The sequence below is a fragment of the Kribbella rubisoli genome (assembly GCF_004217145.1).
Classification (GTDB): domain Bacteria; phylum Actinomycetota; class Actinomycetes; order Propionibacteriales; family Kribbellaceae; genus Kribbella; species Kribbella rubisoli.
In genome coordinates, this window is the sequence record NZ_SHKR01000014.1 from 189,251 (window position 1) to 207,196 (window position 17,946).

General features: G+C 68.9%; 17 protein-coding genes. 11 read left to right on the forward strand and 6 right to left on the reverse strand.

Annotated features, from left to right (window positions below; all coding sequences use genetic code 11):
• Nucleotides 1–60: 60 nt before the first annotated feature.
• The 6 genes from EV645_RS26535 (at nucleotide 61) to EV645_RS26560 (ending at nucleotide 5,949) form a co-directional block, all read left to right on the forward strand.
• A complete protein-coding gene (locus tag EV645_RS26535) occupies nucleotides 61–1,851 on the forward strand; it encodes an AMP-dependent synthetase/ligase (protein WP_130446735.1) in 1,791 nt (596 codons plus the stop codon).
• Between the two features lie 88 nt (nucleotides 1,852–1,939).
• Nucleotides 1,940–2,854 carry an ABC transporter ATP-binding protein gene (locus EV645_RS26540; protein WP_130446736.1) on the forward strand — a complete coding sequence of 305 codons (915 nt, stop codon included), beginning with the start codon at nucleotides 1,940–1,942 and terminating at the stop codon, nucleotides 2,852–2,854.
• Nucleotides 2,851–3,621 carry an ABC transporter permease gene (locus tag EV645_RS26545; RefSeq protein WP_130446737.1) on the forward strand — a complete coding sequence of 257 codons (771 nt, stop codon included), beginning with the start codon at nucleotides 2,851–2,853 and terminating at the stop codon, nucleotides 3,619–3,621. Before EV645_RS26540 ends, EV645_RS26545 begins: the two co-directional genes overlap by 4 nt.
• 25 nt (nucleotides 3,622–3,646) lie before the next feature.
• Nucleotides 3,647–4,885 carry a sensor histidine kinase gene (locus EV645_RS26550; protein WP_242000671.1) on the forward strand — a complete coding sequence of 413 codons (1,239 nt, stop codon included), beginning with the start codon at nucleotides 3,647–3,649 and terminating at the stop codon, nucleotides 4,883–4,885.
• Nucleotides 4,878–5,522, forward strand: a complete 645-nt coding sequence (locus tag EV645_RS26555; RefSeq protein WP_130446739.1) for a response regulator — start codon at nucleotides 4,878–4,880, stop codon at nucleotides 5,520–5,522. Before EV645_RS26550 ends, EV645_RS26555 begins: the two co-directional genes overlap by 8 nt.
• A 37-nt stretch (nucleotides 5,523–5,559) precedes the next feature.
• Nucleotides 5,560–5,949: an STAS domain-containing protein gene (locus tag EV645_RS26560; protein WP_130446740.1), complete on the forward strand. Its 390-nt coding sequence runs from the start codon at nucleotides 5,560–5,562 to the stop codon at nucleotides 5,947–5,949.
• Between the two features lie 180 nt (nucleotides 5,950–6,129).
• Here EV645_RS26560 and EV645_RS26565 read toward each other — a convergent pair whose 3' ends face one another.
• Entirely contained in the window at nucleotides 6,130–7,014 is an 885-nt protein-coding gene (locus EV645_RS26565; protein ID WP_130446741.1) for a LysR family transcriptional regulator, read from the reverse strand.
• Nucleotides 7,015–7,083: 69 nt separating this feature from the next.
• On the opposite strand from EV645_RS26565, the gene EV645_RS26570 reads away from it, so the two are divergent.
• On the forward strand, nucleotides 7,084–7,833 hold the full coding sequence (locus EV645_RS26570; protein ID WP_130446742.1) for an SDR family oxidoreductase: 750 nt from the start codon (nucleotides 7,084–7,086) through the stop codon (nucleotides 7,831–7,833).
• Here the strand turns inward: EV645_RS26570 and EV645_RS26575 are convergent.
• Entirely contained in the window at nucleotides 7,793–8,995 is a 1,203-nt protein-coding gene (locus EV645_RS26575; RefSeq protein ID WP_242000672.1) for an MFS transporter, read from the reverse strand. The genes EV645_RS26570 and EV645_RS26575 overlap by 41 nt on opposite strands.
• 67 nt (nucleotides 8,996–9,062) lie before the next feature.
• Here EV645_RS26575 and EV645_RS26580 point away from each other — a divergent pair, with 67 nt between their 5' ends.
• The 3 genes from EV645_RS26580 to EV645_RS26590 are packed head-to-tail and all read left to right on the forward strand — an operon-like array spanning nucleotide 9,063 to nucleotide 11,755.
• Nucleotides 9,063–10,040 carry a DUF5937 family protein gene (locus tag EV645_RS26580; protein WP_130446743.1) on the forward strand — a complete coding sequence of 326 codons (978 nt, stop codon included), beginning with the start codon at nucleotides 9,063–9,065 and terminating at the stop codon, nucleotides 10,038–10,040.
• A gap of 26 nt (nucleotides 10,041–10,066) precedes the next feature.
• Nucleotides 10,067–10,738 carry a hypothetical protein gene (locus EV645_RS26585; RefSeq protein ID WP_130446744.1) on the forward strand — a complete coding sequence of 224 codons (672 nt, stop codon included), beginning with the start codon at nucleotides 10,067–10,069 and terminating at the stop codon, nucleotides 10,736–10,738.
• A gap of 45 nt (nucleotides 10,739–10,783) precedes the next feature.
• Nucleotides 10,784–11,755 (forward strand): EamA family transporter, encoded by a 972-nt coding sequence (locus EV645_RS26590; protein WP_242000673.1) that lies wholly within the window; start codon nucleotides 10,784–10,786, stop codon nucleotides 11,753–11,755.
• Here the strand turns inward: EV645_RS26590 and EV645_RS26595 are convergent.
• The 4 genes from EV645_RS26595 to EV645_RS26610 form a co-directional block, all read right to left on the reverse strand.
• Nucleotides 11,748–12,899 (reverse strand): alanine--tRNA ligase-related protein, encoded by a 1,152-nt coding sequence (locus EV645_RS26595; RefSeq protein ID WP_130446746.1) that lies wholly within the window; start codon nucleotides 12,897–12,899, stop codon nucleotides 11,748–11,750. The genes EV645_RS26590 and EV645_RS26595 overlap by 8 nt on opposite strands.
• Nucleotides 12,900–13,113: 214 nt before the next feature.
• The gene (locus tag EV645_RS26600; protein ID WP_130446747.1) at nucleotides 13,114–13,761 is read right to left on the reverse strand and encodes a response regulator transcription factor; all 648 of its coding nucleotides are present in this window, start codon (nucleotides 13,759–13,761) and stop codon (nucleotides 13,114–13,116) included.
• Nucleotides 13,749–15,467, reverse strand: a complete 1,719-nt coding sequence (locus EV645_RS26605; protein WP_157997156.1) for a sensor histidine kinase — start codon at nucleotides 15,465–15,467, stop codon at nucleotides 13,749–13,751. The genes EV645_RS26600 and EV645_RS26605 overlap by 13 nt, the downstream gene beginning before the upstream one ends.
• Before the next feature lie 23 nt (nucleotides 15,468–15,490).
• On the reverse strand, nucleotides 15,491–15,856 hold the full coding sequence (locus EV645_RS26610) for a response regulator (protein ID WP_130446749.1): 366 nt from the start codon (nucleotides 15,854–15,856) through the stop codon (nucleotides 15,491–15,493).
• 148 nt (nucleotides 15,857–16,004) lie between these two features.
• Here EV645_RS26610 and EV645_RS26615 point away from each other — a divergent pair, with 148 nt between their 5' ends.
• The gene (locus EV645_RS26615; RefSeq protein ID WP_130446750.1) at nucleotides 16,005–17,939 is read left to right on the forward strand and encodes an alpha/beta fold hydrolase; all 1,935 of its coding nucleotides are present in this window, start codon (nucleotides 16,005–16,007) and stop codon (nucleotides 17,937–17,939) included.
• Nucleotides 17,940–17,946: the final 7 nt, after the last annotated feature.

A 17,946-nucleotide genomic window follows, 5' to 3' on the forward strand; every position in this document is an offset into this window, starting at 1 on the left:
AGGTGACTGTAGCGTGCGCCGGAAGTCGACAATTCGTGACCGACTGAGGAGACGACGCGGATGCGTGAGTACACCGTTCCTGCTGTGACCGAGCCCGCCAGCGGGAGCCTGAGCGACCCGGTGTGGGCGAACGCGTCTTCCCATCCTGACACCGCGGTCTTCAGCCGCCGGGTAGCAGGTGGCGGCTGGCAGGACGTGACCGCCGCCGAGTTCGCCCAGCAGGTCATCGGCGTCGCGAAGGGCCTGATGGCGGCCGGCGTGAAGCCCGGCGAGCGAGTGGCCCTGCTCAGCCCGACGCGGTACGAGTGGACCCTGATCGACTATGCGATCTGGAGCATCGGCTCGGTCACCGTGCCGATCTACGAAACCTCCTCCCCGTCGCAGATCCAGTGGATCCTCACCGACTCCGAGGCGGTCGTCGCCGTCGTCGAGAACGCGACCCACGGCGCGGTCGTCGAGTCCGCCCGGGCCGAAGCACCCGCGCTACAAGAGGTCTGGCAGATCGAGGCCGGCGCCGTCGACCAGCTCACCGCGCTCGGCCAGGACATCAGTGACGCCGAGTTCGACAAGCGCCGCTCCGCGGTCACGGCCAACGACCTGGCCACGCTGATCTACACCTCCGGTACGACGGGACGCCCGAAGGGCTGCAAGATCAGCCACTCGAACTTCCTCGACGAGCTCGGTCCCGCGGTGAAGATCCTCGACGGCCTGTTCGACACCACCGGCGCGAGCACGCTGCTGTTCCTGCCGCTGGCGCACGTGTTCGCCCGGATCATCCAGGTCGGCTGCGTGATGAAGCGGGTCAAGGTCGGCCACAGCGCCGACGTGAAGAACCTGGTCGAGGACCTCGGTGCGTTCAAGCCGACGTTCATCCTGAGTGTGCCGCGGGTGTTCGAGAAGGTGTTCAACTCGGCCAGCCAGAAGGCGCACTCCGACGGCAAGGGCAAGATCTTCGACGCCGCCGCTGACACCGCGATCGCGTACTCGCAGGCGCAGGACAAGGGCGGTGCGTCGTTCGGGCTGAAGGCGAAGCACATGCTGTTCGACCGGCTCGTCTACGGCAAGCTGCGGGCGGTGCTCGGTGGCCAGGTGCAGTACGCCGTCTCCGGTGGGGCTCCCCTCGGCGACCGGCTCGGACACTTCTTCCGCGGGATCGGCGTACCGGTTCTCGAGGGCTACGGGCTCACCGAGACCACCGCTGCCGTTGCGGTGAATCTGCCTGACGACATCCGCATCGGTACCGTCGGCCGGCCGCTGCCCGGCGTGACGGTCGCGGTCGCGGAGGACGGTGAGCTGCTGTTCAAGGGCGGCCAGGTGATGCAGGGCTACTGGAAGAACGACGAGGCGACCGCGGCCGCGATCGACGCGGAGGGCTGGTTCCACACCGGCGATCTCGGTGAGTTCGACGTCGACGGGTTCATCAAGATCACCGGCCGGAAGAAGGAGATCCTGGTGACGGCCGGCGGCAAGAACGTCGCGCCGAGCATGCTCGAGGACCAGATCCGGCTGCACCCGCTGGTCAGCCAGTGCATGGTCGTCGGCGACGGCAAGCCGTTCATCGCCGCGCTGATCACGATCGACCCAGAGACGATCGTCCCCTGGGCGACCGAGCGCGGCAAGCCGACCGACCCGGCGGCGCTGACCCAGGACCCGGACCTGATCGCCGAGTTCCAGAAGGCGATCGACGAGGCCAACACCTCGGTCTCCCACGCCGAAGCAATCAAGAAGTTCTCGATCCTCCCGATCGACTGGACCCAGGAATCCGGCGAACTCTCCCTCAAACTCTCCCTCCGCCGCCACATCGTCATGGAGAAATACGGCACCGACGTCGAGGCCCTGTACGCGAAGTAGTCGTACGGCGGGATCAGCCATTTGGCTGATCCCGCCTCGAGCTTGTTGGGCGATGCCCGCCGGGTGGTCGTTCGGCGAAGCTCAATACATGACCACGAACAGGCCGATCGTCGAAGTCGGCAACCTGCGTAAGTCGTACGGCGGCCGCGCCGTCGTTGACGACCTGTCCTTCACCGTCGACGAGGGCGAGATCTTCGGGATCCTCGGCCCGAACGGCGCCGGCAAGACCACCACGGTCGAATGCGTCGAGGGACTGCGCGTTCCCGACAGCGGCCTGGTCCGCGTCGCCGGGCTCGACCCGGTCGCCGACCACGCGGCCGTCACCCAGGTGCTCGGTGCGCAGCTCCAGGAGAGCGAGCTGCAGGCCAAGCTCACCGTGCGCGAGGCCCTCGAGCTGTACGCCGCCCTGTACCCGAACCCGGCCGACTGGCGCCCGCTGGCCGAGCGGCTCGGCCTGACGGATCAGCTGACGTCGCGCTTCGGCGTCCTCAGCGGCGGCCAGAAGCAGCGGCTGTTCATCGCGCTCGCGCTGATCGGCAACCCGCGCGTCGTCGTACTCGACGAGCTGACCACCGGCCTCGACCCGCGTGCCCGTCGCGACACCTGGGAGGTCGTCGAGGATGTCCGCGCCCGCGGCGTCACCGTCCTCCTGGTCACACACTTCATGGAGGAGGCGCAGCGGTTGTGTGACCGGATCGCGGTCATCGACAAGGGCAAGATCACCGCGCTCGACACACCCCAAGGCCTGATCAGCCGTACGGCGGGATCGACCGTCATCTCCTTCACCCCGTCGGCTCCGCTCGACGACGTGGACCTGGCCGGGCTGCCCGCGCTCGCGTCCATCGAGCAGAAGGACGGCCGGATCACCCTCGGCGGCACCGACGAGACCGTGACCGCTGTCCTGTCGCTGCTCGCCCGCCACCGCATCACCGCCCACCAACTCCGCGTCACCGACGCCACCCTCGACGACGCCTTCCTTGATCTGACAGGAGCCAACTCATGAGCGCCATCGCCCCGACCGTTCGCAGCACCTCGCCGAGGGCCGCCGTACTGCGTGCCGAGGCCCGGCTGTTCCGCCGGGAGCCCGGGACCTTGTTCTGGATCCTCGGCTTCCCGCCGCTGCTGCTGGTGATCCTGGGAAGCATCCCGTCGTTCCGGAAGGCCGACGCCGGCCTCGGCGGGCTGCGGATCATCGACCTGTACGTGCCGATCCTCGTCCTGGTCGCGCTGATCGTGACCGGTCTGCAGACGATGCCGCCGATCATCACCGGCTACCGCGAGCGCGGCATCCTGCGCCGGATGTCGGCGACCCCGGTCAAGCCGTCCGCGCTGCTGACCGCCCAGATGGGGCTGAACGGGTCGGCCGCGATCGTGTCGGCGCTGGTGTGCCTGGCCTTCGGCCGGATCGCGTTCGATGTCCAGTTGCCGAAACAGGCTGCCGGCTATGCGCTGGCGCTGCTCCTCGCGGCGGCCGCGGCCTTCGCGCTCGGAGCGCTGGTGTCCGCGCTCGCCCGCACCGCGAAGATCGCCACCGCGATCGGCTCGGCAGTGTTCTTCCCGAGCATGTTCTGCGCGGGCGTCTGGCTGCCGGTGCAGTCCATGCCGCACGTACTGCGGACGATCGTCGAGCTGACTCCGTTCGGTGCCGCGGCTCGCGCACTCGGTCAGGCAGCGACCGGAGACTGGCCCTCCTGGTCCCACCTCGGCGTGCTGGCGGTCTGGGCAGTGCTCCTGTCCGCAGCCGCCGCCAAGTGGTTCCGCTGGGAATGATCGGTCAGTCATGCAAACTGGGACCGTGACCACGGCAGCAGGAGACGTCCTCGACCGGCGGCAGGAAGTCTTCCGCCGCTGGGCGCCGTACTTCCTGCTCGCCCTGGGCACCTTCCTGGCTTTGGTGACAGCCGGCCTGATCACGCCGTTCAACGACCAGCGCACCGTGGCCGCAGTGCTGGTGGGGTCTGCTCTGGTCGTCGAGCTGTGCTGGAGCCGGGTCGGCTGGAAGCAAACGGTTCCGAGCAAGCTGTCGGTCACGTACTACGTGCTGCGGTGGGCGATCGGCTTCGCGCTCACACTGCTGAACGGCTTCTTCGCCTTCTACGCCGCGGCCGGGTACTACGACGCCGACGAGAGGATCCCCGGGCGACGGGCCAGGCGGACCGCTCTGTTCGCCTGCTCCATCCCGATCTCCGCAGCTCAGGCCAGCGGCATCCCGGTCCACGACGTGGCTCGCTGGCTGGTGTTCGGGGGCCTGTTGATCGCGAACAACGCGCTGCTGACGGTCGCGAAGCACTTCGCCGACCAGGAGGAGGCGCGGTCGCGGGCCCGGGCCGCCACGATCGCCGAGCTCCAGCAGGCGCACGACGAGAACGCCGCATTACAAGCACAGCTTCTGGTCCAGGCCCGCGAGGCCGGCATCGCCGACGAACGCCGCCGGCTGGCCGCGGAGATCCACGACACGATCGCGCAGGGTCTGACCGGCATCATCGCCCAACTGCAGGTTGTCGCGAACACCTCCGACCCGGCGACGGTCAAGGACCATGTGGGCCTCGCGACCGACCTGGCCCGGCACAGCCTCGGCGAGGCGCGACGCTCGGTCCACAACCTCGCCCCGGTCGGCCTGTCGAACGACGGTCTCCCCGAAGCACTGCGGAAGATCGTCGAGCAGTGGTCCGGGCGCAGCGGCGTACGGGCCGAGTTCACCGTCACCGGGACACCGCAGCACCTGCACGGCGAGATCTCGGCGACGATCCTCCGCATCACCCAAGAGGCGCTGGCGAACGTCGCGAAACACGCGGCGGCCACCCGGGTCGGCGTCACCCTCAGCTTCATGGACAGTGAGGTCACGTTGGACGTCCGCGACGACGGCAAGGGCTTCGACCCGATGTCGCTCCCCGCCCGCACGCGCACCGGCGGCTTCGGCCTCGACGGCATGCGGGCCCGTGCCGAACGCATCGCCGGATCCCTCACCGTCGAGGCCGAACCAGGCTTCGGTACGGCGGTGTCGGCTCGCGTACCGTTGGTGCCCCATGCCTGACAACCTGCCTGTGATCTCGCTGATGCTCGTCGACGACCATCCCGTGGTCCGCAACGGCCTGCGTGGCATGTTCGAGTCGGTGCCGGGCTTCACCGTGCTCGGCGAGGCCTCGAACGGCGTGGAGGCGGTCGAGCTGGCGGCGGACCTCGACCCGGACGTGATCCTGATGGATCTGCGGATGCCCGGCGGTGGCGGGCTCGACGCCATCACGGAGCTGACCCGGCGCGGCATTCGCTCGAAGGTGCTCGTCCTCACCACCTGGGACACCGACACCGACACGCTTCCGGCGATCGAGGCCGGCGCCACCGGTTACCTGCTGAAGGACGCGCCGCAGGACGACCTGTTCAACGCCGTACGCCAAGCCGCCGAGGGTCGCACGGTGCTCTCCCCTGCGGTCGCCTCACGACTCGTGACGGCTGTCCGTACGCCGGCACCGAGTCCGCTCGCCGCGCGCGAACGGCAGGTTCTAGAGCTGGTCGCGAAGGGTACGCCGAACCGCGACATCGCCCGCGAGCTGTTCATCAGCGAAGCCACGGTGAAGACCCACCTCAGCCACGTCTTCACCAAGCTCGGTGTCACCGACCGGGCCGCGGCCGTTGCCAAGGGCTACGAACAGGGCATCCTCGGCCGCGACTGACGCTCGCGGAGGTTAGCCGCCGGGTACAGGTCATGACATGAAACCCGATGCGAACCGCCCCTTTGCCTGCAACTGGAGTGCCGTCGGTGAGTGCGCGATCGTCCGGGTCGCCGGTCCGGTCGAGGTCAGCGCGCTGACCGCCTTCGCCGACGAACTGCGCCATGTGATCACGACCAAGCTGCCCCGCCTGGTGGTAGACCTCCGCCGGGTCACCGCGATGGAGGCCGCCGGTCTCGCCGTACTCGCCGACGCCCACGACCTCGCCGTCGAGAACGGCGGCTGGTTGCGCGCCTCCGGCGCCGCCCAATGGCTCGCCGACCTGATCCGCGCCACCCGCACCGACCGCCCCCTCGACCACTACGCCACCCTCGCCGACGCCCTCCCGACCTACCGCAAGGCCGCGGTCGGAGCTACTTACCACCACTGAACACATCAGTCAGCGTTCGAACCACGAGGTAGGCATCAGTCGGCTGCCGCGGACAAGCTCTCCGGAACATAACTGCCACTGAGCGCAAACTTCTTTCCGGAATGCGGGCTGGACTGACTGGGCCGAAGCTCTACGCGTTCTCCTCTTGGCCTAGCTCTCTCCATTGTTTCCTGTCGCTCGTTACGGCGCCGTTGGTCGTCCGGTCGAGTGCCTGATCGCTGCCTCGACGAACCGCGCCAGCTCCTTCGAGCGGCTGCCGGCCGGCCAGACCACGAACATCCGGTAGGCCTCGACGTCGGCCACGGGTCGATAGACGACGTCCGGCCGGATGTTGCGCTCGGCCATCGACTGGGGCACGAGCGCGACGGCCTGCCCGAACGCGACCACCTCCAGCAACTGCGACGAGTCCTGCACGATCGGCCCTTCGACCGGATCGTCCGGCCGCGCCGACCAGTAGTTGCGCTCGGCAACATTGGACCGACTCCACCGCGGCGCCGGAATCCCAGCCAGATCCTCCGCGTGCAACACGTCGCGCTCGGCAAGCTCGTGTCCCACAGGCAGAGCGGCTACCCGAGGCTCCGTGTACAACTCCTCCATCTCCAGCCCGGGGTCATCGAACGGCCGGCTCACCAACGCCACATCCGCCCGCCCGTCCCGCACCATGTCCGCCTGCTCCCCGAACCCGCTCACGACGACCTCGATCCCAGGAAACTCGCCGCGGAGTTCAGAGACGATCCGATGCAGCAGCTCGGTCGCCACGCCGGGCTTCGCCGTCACCACGAGTCCCCGCGACGACTGCCCCGCCCGCTGCGTCCGACGTACGGCGGAATCCAGCGCGTCGAGCACCGGCCCGGACTCCTTGAGCAACGTCTCCCCCGCGTCGGTCAGCTCGAGGCGTTGGCCCGACCGGTCGAACAGATCGACGCCGAGGCGGTGCTCGAGCTGGCGCATCGCCCGCGACAGCGGCGGCTGGGCGATCCCCAGCCGCTCGGCCGCGCGGGTGATGTTCAGGTCCTCGGCGACCGCGCGGAAGTACCGCAGTTCGCGGATCTCAGGTTCCGGCATACCTCCAGGGTATGGCGGACTACCTGATCGGTGTTGGTGCGCGGCGGTCGGTCCGGCTCAACTGGAGACATGAATCAGAACGAAGTCGCCCTGGTGACGGGCGGAAACAAAGGCATCGGCCGCGAGATCGTCCGGCAACTCGGCCAGCGCGGACTCACGGTCTATCTGGCAGCACGCAACCCGGAGCTGGGCTCGGCCGCCGCGGCGGAGCTCAAGGACGAGGGTCTCGACGTACGGTTCGTGCAGCTCGACGTGACGGACCCGGAGTCGGTCGACGCGGCCGCGAAGCAGGTCGAGGCGGACTCCGGCCGGCTGGACGTGCTGGTGAACAACGCCGGCATCGTCGCCGAGTGGGGTACGTCGGTCGCGGACATCACGGCCGACCAGGTACGCGCGGCGTACGACGTGAACGTGTTCGGAGTCGTGTCCGCGATTCACGCCTTCGTACCGCTACTACGCCAGTCGCCGAACGCGCGGATCGTGAACATGTCCAGCGGTCTCGGCTCCGTCAACCTCCTCTCCGAAGTGGACGGCCGCCTCGCGACCCAAGGCCTGCTCGCCTACAGCTCCTCAAAAGCAGCCCTCAATGCGCTCACCCTCGTCTACGCCAGCGCCCTCCGCGCCGACGGCATCAAGGTGAACGCCGCAACCCCCGGCCTCGTCCCGACCGACCTCAACGCGCAGGCCTCCGTCCCGCGCGGCGAACGCACCGTCGCCGACGGAGCAGCTGTCCCGGTCGCCCTCGCAATGCTGCCCACAGACGGCCCAACCGGAGCGTTCAGAGGACCTGGCTCGCTGGACGACGTTGCTCCGTGGTGAGCGCCTGACGGGCGATCAGGAGGGTGGTCGCCGTGCCGAGGATGCCGGCGGCGGCGATGGTGAGGTTGGGGGCGAGGAACGAGCCGACCACGCCGGCCAGGGCGATGCTGACGCCTTGGATTGCCATCAGGCCGCTGGTCTGGACGGTGAACAGGCGTCCGCGGTACGACGGATCGACGGCCTGCAGGATCAGCGGGTCGATGCCCTGGTTGAACGCGTAGCCGGCGCCGGCGATCGCGAGCAGGACGGCCGCGACCGGGATCGGCGGCTCAGCCAGGAACGCGATCGCCGGCAGCTGGCTGGTGAGCAGGAACGGGACGACGAGCCGTCGTCGCACGGAAGGGGGAAACCGCGCGACGACGAGCTCGCCGAGTACAGAGCCGACCGCGTAGCCAGTGAACAGCACGCTGGCAGCCGCGGCGGCGACGCCGACCTGACCGGTGTACGCGACGGCCAGGCCATCCGGGACCGACGAGAACGCCGGGGCGACCCAGGTCAGCAGGATCAGGTAGCGAAGCTTTCGATTGGCAAACAGCAGCTGCAACCCGGACCACGAGTCCCGGATCGTGTTGCTCTTCCGCTCACCCGGCGGCGTGTACGGCGTTCCGGCGCCGATCAGGACGGCCGACGCGGCGAAGCTCACCGCATCCAGCGCGAGGAGCCAGTTCGCACCGACCAGTGCGACCGCGATCCCACCCAGCGCGAAGCCACTCAGCACCGCGACCTGACTGATTGCCCGCAGCAACGATCTGCCGATCGGGAACAGGTCTGTCGGCAGCAGGTGGGCCAGGCTCGCCGCCCGCGCTCCGGCGAAGAGCGGCGCGATGAGCCCGGTCCCGAGCAACAACCCGAGCAGCCCAGCCACCGGCATCCCTGGCACCAGCATGGCGGCCACGCAGGCCGCGCTCAGCAGATCGCAGACCACCAGCACGCGCCGCGCCGGGAACCGGTCCGCGACCGAGGACAGCAGCACGCCACCGACGGCGTACGGAAGGAACGAGCAGGCCAGGACGAGTGCCGACAGCAACGGCGAGCCGGTCCGCTCGAAGACCAGGATCGACAACGCGACCTGCGCGGCAACGGTCCCCAGCATCGACACCGCGTGCGCGCCGAACACCGCCCGCATACCGGGAACGCTCAGGACAGCTCCGTAGGACCTCACGCCGCGAGGGTGCACGACGATCGGGAGCCGGGCGTAGAGTTTTGGTTGTGACCGAAAGTTCGCGCTCATGACCGTACTGCGGTTCACGCAGGCGGACGCCCTGCGCTGCCGGTTCGGGGCGTCGCCGCTGTGGGAGACGATGTCCGCGGTACGGGTGCTGAACGGGTCGAAGCACCGGCCGCTGTACGGGGATTGGATCGACGCGAACCGCGAAGCGGCGAGCGCGCTCGATCTGCGTGGGCTGAAGGCTGTGCAGCCCCGGGTCGGGTTCACGCCGGACTTCCTGACGCCGCCGCCCAAGGCGTCCCGCGCGAAGTTCGCGACCGAGATCGCCCGCGTGCGCAGTACCCCGCTCGAGACGGTGCGGACGGAACTGATCCGCTCGCGGGACGAGCTGAAGAACCCGGCGGCGCCCGAGATCGACAAGATGCTCGAGGATCTCGCCGGCACGCGTGAACGACTGGCCGACGAGATCGAGAGCGCCTGGGAGAGCCTGATCAAGCCCGACTGGCCACTCATCAGCCGCGTGCTCGAAGACGACATCGCGTACCGCGGTCAGCAACTGACCGACGGCGGCCTGGCAGGCCTGTTCGACGACCTGCACCCCACGCTCGCCTGGGAAGACGACCGTCTGATCGCCACCCGGTACCGCTCCGAGGACCGCGACCTCACCGGCCAGGGCCTGCTCCTCGTACCCGGAGTCTTCGCCTGGCCGTACCTCGTCATCGTCGCGGACCCGGCCTACCACCCGACCCTCGTCTACCCAGCCCGCGGCGCCGCCCGGCTCTGGTCCGACGCACCCGCTCCCCCGGACCCACTGGCCCGCCTCCTCGGCCGCACCCGCGCCACCCTCCTCGTCGCGCTCGACCCACCGGCCACGACCAGCGCCCTCGCCAACCAGTACGGCCTCGCGCTGGCAACGGTTGCCGAACACCTGTCCGCTCTGTACGACGCCGGTCTCGCCACACGGCGTCGTACCGGCCATCAGGTCCACTACCGGCGTACCGAGGTTGGACAGGCCGTCGTCGACGCCTCCGTCGGATAGCACGGCATCGGGGACAGAATGCGGGAGTGAACAAGGTTCAGAAAGCTCCAGCGCCGACCATGCGCCACATCCGGCGATGGCCGGCGTCCCTGGCGGTGTGCGCGGCGCTGATCCTGCAGGTGCTCGTACCGACACAGATCAACGTGCTGCCGCAATGGTTGTTGCCGAGCCTCGGGCTGCTGCTCCTGCTGCCGCTGGTGTGGATGAACCCGTTCCACCTGTCCCGGGACGAGCCCTGGCTGCGCTGGGTCGCGCTGGTGCTCGTCGGCCTGCTGGTGGTCGCCAACGCCGTGTACCTCGGCGGACTGATCTACTTCCTGAACCATGGCTCCGCCAACAACGGTGACGTGCTGGTGAAGGGCGCCGTCGTGATCTGGGTGACCAACGTCGTCGCGTTCGGGGTCTGGTACTGGGAGGTCGATCGCGGCGGGCCGTTCGCGCGGGCGCCCGAACACGTACGCATGGAGGAGCGGGTCGACCTGCTGTTCCCGCAACTGACCGTCGACCTGCCCGGCTGGGAGCGCTGGCTGCCCGGATTCACCGACTACCTGTTCGTGTCGCTGACCGCGGCAACCGCGTTCAGCCCGACCGACACCATGCCGCTGACCGCACGCACCAAGACGCTGATGGGCGCCCAGTCGCTGATCTCGCTGCTGACGATCGCGGTGGTCGCGGCGCGGGCGGTGAACGTCCTGTGAGATCCCGCTCGACAGGCCTGTAATGAGCATGAGACCGTTATGCCCATGTACAGCACGAAGTCGGTGGGGTTGGGGTTCGCGATCTTCTCCGCGATCACGTTCGGCGGCTCGGGCCCGTTCGCCAAGGCGCTGATCGGGGCCGGGTTCACCCCTGAGCAGGCGGCCTGGCTGCGCATCCTCGGCGCCGCCGTCGTACTCGTCCCGCTGGTGCTGGCGTTCCGCGGCCGCGCCGGTCTCCGCGCGGCGCGGGCGTCCTGGAAGGCGCTCGTGCTGTACGGCCTGACCGGGATCGCCGGCTGCCAGACGCTGTTCTTCCTCGCGGCAAGCCGGCTGCCGGTCGGGGTCGCGCTGATGCTCGAATTCTCCGGCCCGATCCTGGTGGTCGCGTGGCTGAAGTTCGGGCAGAAGGTCGCCGTACCGCGGTCGGCCGCGATCGGCGTCAGCATCGCGGTCGTCGGTCTCGCGACAGTGGCCGAGATCTGGACCGGCCTGCAGATCGACCCGATCGGCCTGCTCGCCGGACTCGGTGCGGCCGCCTGCCAGGCGACGTACTTCATCCTGATCGACAAGCTCACCGGCGCCGCGGATCCGCTGGTGATGACGGCGGCCGGCAGCGTGGTCGGTGCCGTCGTACTCACCGTGATCGCCGCACCTTGGGGTACGCCATGGCACGTGCTCGTCGACTCGATCGCGATCGGCCACCGGCACGCACCCGGCTGGCTGATGGCCGCCTGGCTGATCCTCGTGAGTACGGTCGTTGCCTACCTGGCCGGCGCGGCCGCCGTGCAGCGCCTGTCCGCGGCGATTGCCGGCGCGGTCGCGTACGTCGAGGTCGTGGCGGCGTGCATCTTCGCGCTGATCCTGCTCGGTGAGACGTTGAAGACCAACCAGATCATCGGCGGCGTGATCGTCCTGGTCGGTGCCTTCGTGGCCCAGTCGTCGGTCGGGAAGGTCGCCTCGCCGGAGATTCCGGACTCCGACGCTCCCCGGACCGACGTACTGGATCCGGTCATCTGAGCGAGTCCACCAACTCCCGCGGCAGGCCGTGGGTCTCGTGCAGGTACTCGTAGTCGGTGTCGTCGAGCGACTTGTGGAAGCGCTCGTGGCTGAGCACCTTGCGGCCGCGGTCGAGCAGGTTGCTGAACCGGATCTCCTCGTCGATCAGGATCCGCCGAATCAGCGTCACCGTCTCGCCCTGGTGGAAATGACTCAGCGTGTGCTCGAACAGCTCGATCGGCACGTCGGACAGCGAACGTGAGTCGTCGTCGCGCCACAGCGTGGTCAGCATCCGGCGGATCAGCCGGCGCAGCACGTACCCGCGGCCGGTGTTCGACGGATGCACGCCGTCGCCGACGATCACGATGCTGGACCGCAGGTGGTCGATCACGATCCGCTGCGACCGCTCGTCGAGCTTCCACAGCTTCGGGATCGTCCGCATCCACGGCTCGAACAGCGAGGTCTCGTACACCGAGGGCTTGTCCTCGAGCAGCATCGTCAGCCGCTCGAGTCCGAGACCGGTGTCGATGTTCTGCTGCTTGAGCGGCTCGAGCGAGCCGTCGTCGAGGCGGCGGTAACGCATCATCACGTGGTTCCACACCTCGACCCAGCGGTCGTCCGTGGTCGGCGTCCCCTCCGGCTCGCCGTCGCCGGTCCAGACGAAGATCTCCGAGTCCGGGCCGCACGGACCGGTCGGGCCGTTCGACCACCAGTTGTCCTCGACGGTCAGCTCGATCGGCAGGCCGAGCTCCTGCCAGGTCCGCAGCGATTCCTGGTCCAGAGGCACCTGCTCGTCACCGCCGAACACGGTCACGTACATCCGCCGCGGGTCGAGGCCGAAGCGGGTGGTGAGCAGCTCGTAGCCCCACTTCAGCGTCTCGCTGCTCCCGTAGTCGCCGAGCGACCACGAGCCGAGCATCTCGAACACGGTCAGGTGGGTCGGGTCCCCCACCTCGTCGAGGTCGGTGGTTCGCAGGCATCGCTGGATGCCCACGAGTCTGCGCCCCAGCGGATGTGGTTCGCCTTCCAGGTAGGGCGTGAGCGGATGCATCCCGGAGGTCGTGAAGAGCACCGGATCACCCAGCCGCGGGATGAGCGTGGACCCGGTGGTCGGGACGTGGTCGCGCTCGATGAAGAAGTCGATGAAAGTCCTGCTGATGGTCATCTCTGGTCCTTGGTCTGATACGGACCGGAACCAGACCACCGGGTAGCAGAAACAACAACACCGGCGAACCGTTTCCGGTCGCCGGTGGGGGTTTCGAAGATGTCAGGCAGCGGCAGCCGGGGAGCGGGAAGCTCGTACGGCTGCGGCAAGTCGGAACATCCGGTGCATGTGGCTCACAGTACACGATTCAACGCATCAGCTGTCCAGAAATTCCTCAGGCGTCGGAGGCCCGCAGGAACATCAGCACTGCCCGGACCCGTCGATGGTCGTCGAGCCCCGGCGGCAGACCGAACTTGTGGAAGATCGACCGGACGTGCGCCTCGACGGTCTTCGGACTGAGCACCAGCGCGTCGGTGATCGACTGGTTCGACCGGCCCTGGGCCATCAGCTCGAGGACATCACGCTCGCGATCGGACAGCCGTTCGACCGGGCTGCGCGGCCGGCCGAGGAGCTGCTCGACCACGGCCGGATCGATGACCAGGTCGCCGCGACCGATCCGGCGTACCGCATCGGTGAAGTCGGTCAGCTGAACCACCCGGTCCTTGAGCAGGTAGCCGGTCCCGGTGGCACCGGTGGACAGCAGGGTCAGCGCGTACTGCGGTTCGACGTACTGGGACAGCACGAGTACGGCGGTCCCCGGGTGCTGGGCGCGGATCTCCTGCGCCGCTGTCAGACCCTCCTTGCCGTACCCGGGCGGCATCCGGATGTCGACGATCGCCACGTCCGGCCGGTGCCGATCGACCAGGATCCGCAGCTCGTCGGCGTCTCCGGCCTGGCCGACCACGTCGAACCCGGCCTCGGTCAGCAGCCGCGCCATCCCTTCGCGGAAGAGCAGCGAGTCCTCGGCGATCACGACACGCATGGGATCTCCGCCAGTACAGAGGTTCCGCGGCCCGGTGGGCTGTCCACGCTGAGCCGCCCGTCGACGGCGGCGACCCGGTCGGCCAGGCCCCGCAGACCTGATCCCTCCGGATCGGCACCGCCTTTGCCGTCGTCACGGATCTCCACCAGCAGCCGCCCGTCGACCCGCCGTACGGCGACCGACACCTCCTCGGCGGAAGCGTGTTTGGCCGCGTTGGCGAGCGCCTCGGAGATGACGAAGTACGCCACCGCCTCGATGGCCGGCTCGAACCGTTCGGGCGGTACGGCGAGCAGCCGAACGGGTACCGCGGACCGTTCGCTCAACGACCGCAGCGCGGGCACCAGCCCTTCGTCGACCAGGATCGACGGATGGATCCCCCTGGCCAGTTCGCGCAGCTCGGCCAGTGCCGTGGTCAACCCGTCCGCGATCGCTGCCACCGAGTCCGCGACGGCCGGATCATCGCCGGCCGCCAGCTTCGCCGCCGCAGTCCGCGCGTCGAGCGCCAGCGACACCAGCCGCTGTTGCGCACCGTCGTGCAGGTCCCGCTCGAGCCGCCGACGTTCGTTGTCTGCGGCAACCACAATTCTGGACCGGGATGCACGGACCTCCGCCAGCTGGGCGCTCAGCTCGGTCCGCAACCGATCGTTGTCGACCGCCATCCGCACCGCCGCCCCGGCCGAGTTCAGCAGGTCGCCACCGTCCAGCAACGCGCGATCGTGGACCACGGCAACCATCGGGCGGCCGTCGTGCTCGAGGTACGTCGTCGACTGGGTCGAGCCGGCGCGCGGGAGATCCAGGGCGGCGCCGGTCGAGGTGAGAAACCGCTGCCTCCCGGTGTCCCACCGGCCGATGGCCAGGCACGGATCGCCCAGTACGCGCGCCATCGTGCGCTCGACCAGGTCCAGCCCGGAGTGCTCGGCGAGCTCCGTCACGAGCTCGCCGATCCGCGCCTGCCGCGCCCACCCCAGTGACAGTCCCACCAGGATCGCCACGGGGTGGACGAGTCCGGCGTACACCGCGACCAGGTTGATCGCCTGGCTGATGCCGGGATGCGTGTCGTAGAGCTTCAGGTGGTTGGCGATGATCTGGGCGCTCATCGCCAGCAGAAGCGGTACGGCGGCAACCAGCACGGGACCCGAGATCCGTCGCAGCGGACGGCTCGCTCGCCACCACCTGACCACGCAGACCACCGCGAGACCGACGAACATCGGCACCATGAAGTAGACACGTGCCGGGAAGGCGGCGTAGATCCGGTCGAGCAGGCTCACGACGCCCGGACCGGCGTGGAGCAGGTTGAGGTCGGGCGGACAGTCCGAACAGGCGAAGTCGGACGGATCGATGCCGAGGATCGGGATCGTCGTCCAGCACACCATGGCCAGACCGGCGCCGAGCACTGCCAACTGCTCCCACCGACGGGTGAGCCGACCGCTGGGGAAGGACAGCAGGAGCGCGACGAGAGCGGGCAGATAAGCCTGCTCGAACGCGACACCGATCGTCCACACGAGCGGGATGTGCGGGCCCTCGAACAGGAACATCAGGTAGGCGATGCCGGTCAGGACGAGCAGGATGCCGGTGCGGTTGCGCGGCTGCCGGTCCCACGCGATCAGACCGGCCACCAGATACAGCCAGGGCAGAAAGCCCCACTGCCAGCTGGCCTGGCCGACGCGCCACAACAGCAGGCAGACGACGGCTCCGGCAAGTGCCACCAGCACGAATACAAGTCGCCGGATCATGGCGCCCCCGCAAGCAGGGCAGTGATTCTCGGCTCGGACAGCTCGGCCTTCGGAATGAAGCCGCGCGCCGGAGTTCCTGCCAAGCGGGTGCGGTAGTCGGACGCGTCCCGGATCGAGGTCAGGATCACCGCCGGGGCGTCCGGCTCCTCGGCCAACTGCCTGGCGACCTCGAACCCGTTCATATCCGGCAACTGGACGTCGAGCAGCACCACGTCGGGTCGCAGCGTGCGAACAGCCATGATCGCCGAGCTGCCGTCACCGGATTCGCCGATCACGACGAAACCGTGCGACTCCAGCATCCGGCGGGCCGAGCTCCGGAACAGGACGTGGTCGTCCACGATGAGGATCCGCGCCGCCCCCATCCCCACATCGTCGGGCCCGCCGGACCGCGCGTCAATCAGGGCCAGCCCTCAATCGCGGTCTGGTGGCCGCCCCGATGCGGGTTCGCGCACCGGCTGATTGGCTGGCCGGTAGGCGGGGGTACGCCCCGTGCGGGAGGGGGATCCAGCCATGCTGATGATCAAAGGACGTCGCGTCCGCTCCGTCGTGCTGTCGCTGACAGCCTGCATCGCGTTCCTTGCCGCAGGCACTCAGCCTGCCGCACCCACATCTCTTCGCAGTGATCGGCTCGAGCTCGGCCCGTGCGCGGACGATCCGGCGTTCCGCTGCGGCACGCTGCCAGTTCCACTCGACCGCCGGCATCCCGACGGCCGCACAGTGCCGCTGCACGTCGAGGTCTTCCCGCACACCGGTCCTGCCGCCGCACCAGCCGGCGCGGTGTTCGTCACCTTGGGTGGTCCCGGAGCGTCGATCAGCGCGTTCGACAAGTACCCGTACGTCGACCTGTTGTCGGCCGTCGCCGAGACCCGTGATCTGGTCTTCGTCGACCAGCGTGGCGTCGGTCTGTCGGCGGCGATCGACTGCCCCGACTGGCAGCACGGCGGGCCGTTCTACGCCTCGGCGGCCAAGTGCCATGACCAGCTCGGCGATGCCGCGAATCTCTACAGCACAACGGATGTGGCCGACGACCTCGAGCAGGTCCGGCGCGCGCTGGCGTACGGCGACATCGACCTGGTCGGCGCGTCGTACGCCGCCAACGACATGGTCACCTACGCGACGCGGTGGAAGCAGAACGTCCGGTCGATCTCCCTCGGCGCACCGGCGCTGACCGTCGACACCGATCCCTTCTACGCCTATCAGCCGAAGCACTACCCCGCTCTCGTGAATGCGGTCTGCGGGCGCTCTCCGGCCTGCGCGGCAGCCAACCCCGACCCGGCCGCCTCGTTGACCTGGCTTGCCGACCGGCTACGGCGTACGCCGGTCAGCGGTGTCGGCGTCGACTCGCACGGTGTCCCGCACCGGATCACCGTGACCGAGAACCTGCTCGCGACCGCGATCATGCCGTTCAACGGCGGCAGCTTCGTCGGTCCGGGAGAGATCACCCAGGCAGCGGTGGCGCTCCAGCGTGGTGATCCCGTTCCGCTCCTGCGGCTGGCGGCGGACGTCGACCCGGCGAACGGCTTCGATGCCGGTGATCCGCGGGAGTTCTCCAACGGCCACGCGCTCGCCCGGATGTGCGTCGACCAGCCTGTGCAGTGGGACAAGGACGCGAGCCCGGCCCGGCGACACCAGCAGTACGCAGCGGCCTTCGCGGCCGAGCCGGCGCGCTACGGACCGATTTCCAAGGGCGCCTGGGATCACGAGGGCTACCTGGGCTTCCAGCCGCTGCCGTGCATCGCATCGAGCTGGGAGGACCGGCCGAGCTACCCCAGTGGTACGAAGGTTCGCGGCGTACCGGCTCTGATCGTGACGGGCGAGTACGACGTCGGTGTCACGCCGGAGGCCGGCCGAATCGCGTCCCGGGTCCTCGTCGGGTCGACGTACGTCGAACTGGCGGCGGTCGGGCACGCGACGTGGTTCACGGGCTCCTGCGGGACGGTCTTGCTGCAGCGGTTCATCGAGACCCTGGCTGTCGGCGACACATCCTGTGCTCGGACCCCGCCCGCAGGCTGGTGGATGCCCGGCAGCTTCCCGTTGACGGCAGCGACCGCACCGCCGGCCCGGCAGACAGCCGGTCCACCTGCAGCAACCGACGTACGCCGGCTCGCCACCGTCACCGCGGAGACCGTCATGGACGGCCTCCAGCACATCGCCTCGATCTCCGGCCTCGTCGCCGGCGGACTTCGTGGTGGCACGGTGACGTACGACGACAGCTCGGAGAGACCGTTCGTGTACGACGCGGCCCGGTTCACGCGGGACGTCTCGGTCTCGGGCTCGACCACCTGGACCCCGGATGGGATCGACGGCACCTTCACCGTATGCACTCCGGCCGGCACGACGGCGAGCGCGACCGTGCGCGGCGCCTTCACCCACCTCGGCGGGACCGTCGTGGTGACACTGCGGCAAAACAACCGCACCCAGACCTTCGAGATCCCCGGCTACTGAAGAGGCT

What these genes read in the sequence shown, in the direction of transcription:
- EV645_RS26535 (WP_130446735.1), top strand. Translation starts at nt 61, where the DNA reads ATGCGTGAGTACACCGTTCCTGCTGTGACCGAGCCCGCCAGCGGGAGC.
- EV645_RS26540 (WP_130446736.1), top strand. Translation starts at nt 1,940, where the DNA reads ATGACCACGAACAGGCCGATCGTCGAAGTCGGCAACCTGCGTAAGTCG.
- EV645_RS26545 (WP_130446737.1), top strand. Translation starts at nt 2,851, where the DNA reads ATGAGCGCCATCGCCCCGACCGTTCGCAGCACCTCGCCGAGGGCCGCC.
- EV645_RS26555 (WP_130446739.1), top strand. Translation starts at nt 4,878, where the DNA reads ATGCCTGACAACCTGCCTGTGATCTCGCTGATGCTCGTCGACGACCAT.
- EV645_RS26560 (WP_130446740.1), top strand. Translation starts at nt 5,560, where the DNA reads ATGAAACCCGATGCGAACCGCCCCTTTGCCTGCAACTGGAGTGCCGTC.
- EV645_RS26565 (WP_130446741.1), bottom strand. Translation starts at nt 7,014, where the DNA reads ATGCCGGAACCTGAGATCCGCGAACTGCGGTACTTCCGCGCGGTCGCC.
- EV645_RS26570 (WP_130446742.1), top strand. Translation starts at nt 7,084, where the DNA reads ATGAATCAGAACGAAGTCGCCCTGGTGACGGGCGGAAACAAAGGCATC.
- EV645_RS26580 (WP_130446743.1), top strand. Translation starts at nt 9,063, where the DNA reads ATGACCGTACTGCGGTTCACGCAGGCGGACGCCCTGCGCTGCCGGTTC.
- EV645_RS26590 (WP_242000673.1), top strand. Translation starts at nt 10,784, where the DNA reads ATGTACAGCACGAAGTCGGTGGGGTTGGGGTTCGCGATCTTCTCCGCG.
- EV645_RS26595 (WP_130446746.1), bottom strand. Translation starts at nt 12,899, where the DNA reads ATGACCATCAGCAGGACTTTCATCGACTTCTTCATCGAGCGCGACCAC.
- EV645_RS26600 (WP_130446747.1), bottom strand. Translation starts at nt 13,761, where the DNA reads ATGCGTGTCGTGATCGCCGAGGACTCGCTGCTCTTCCGCGAAGGGATG.
- EV645_RS26610 (WP_130446749.1), bottom strand. Translation starts at nt 15,856, where the DNA reads ATGGGGGCGGCGCGGATCCTCATCGTGGACGACCACGTCCTGTTCCGG.
- EV645_RS26615 (WP_130446750.1), top strand. Translation starts at nt 16,005, where the DNA reads ATGCTGATGATCAAAGGACGTCGCGTCCGCTCCGTCGTGCTGTCGCTG.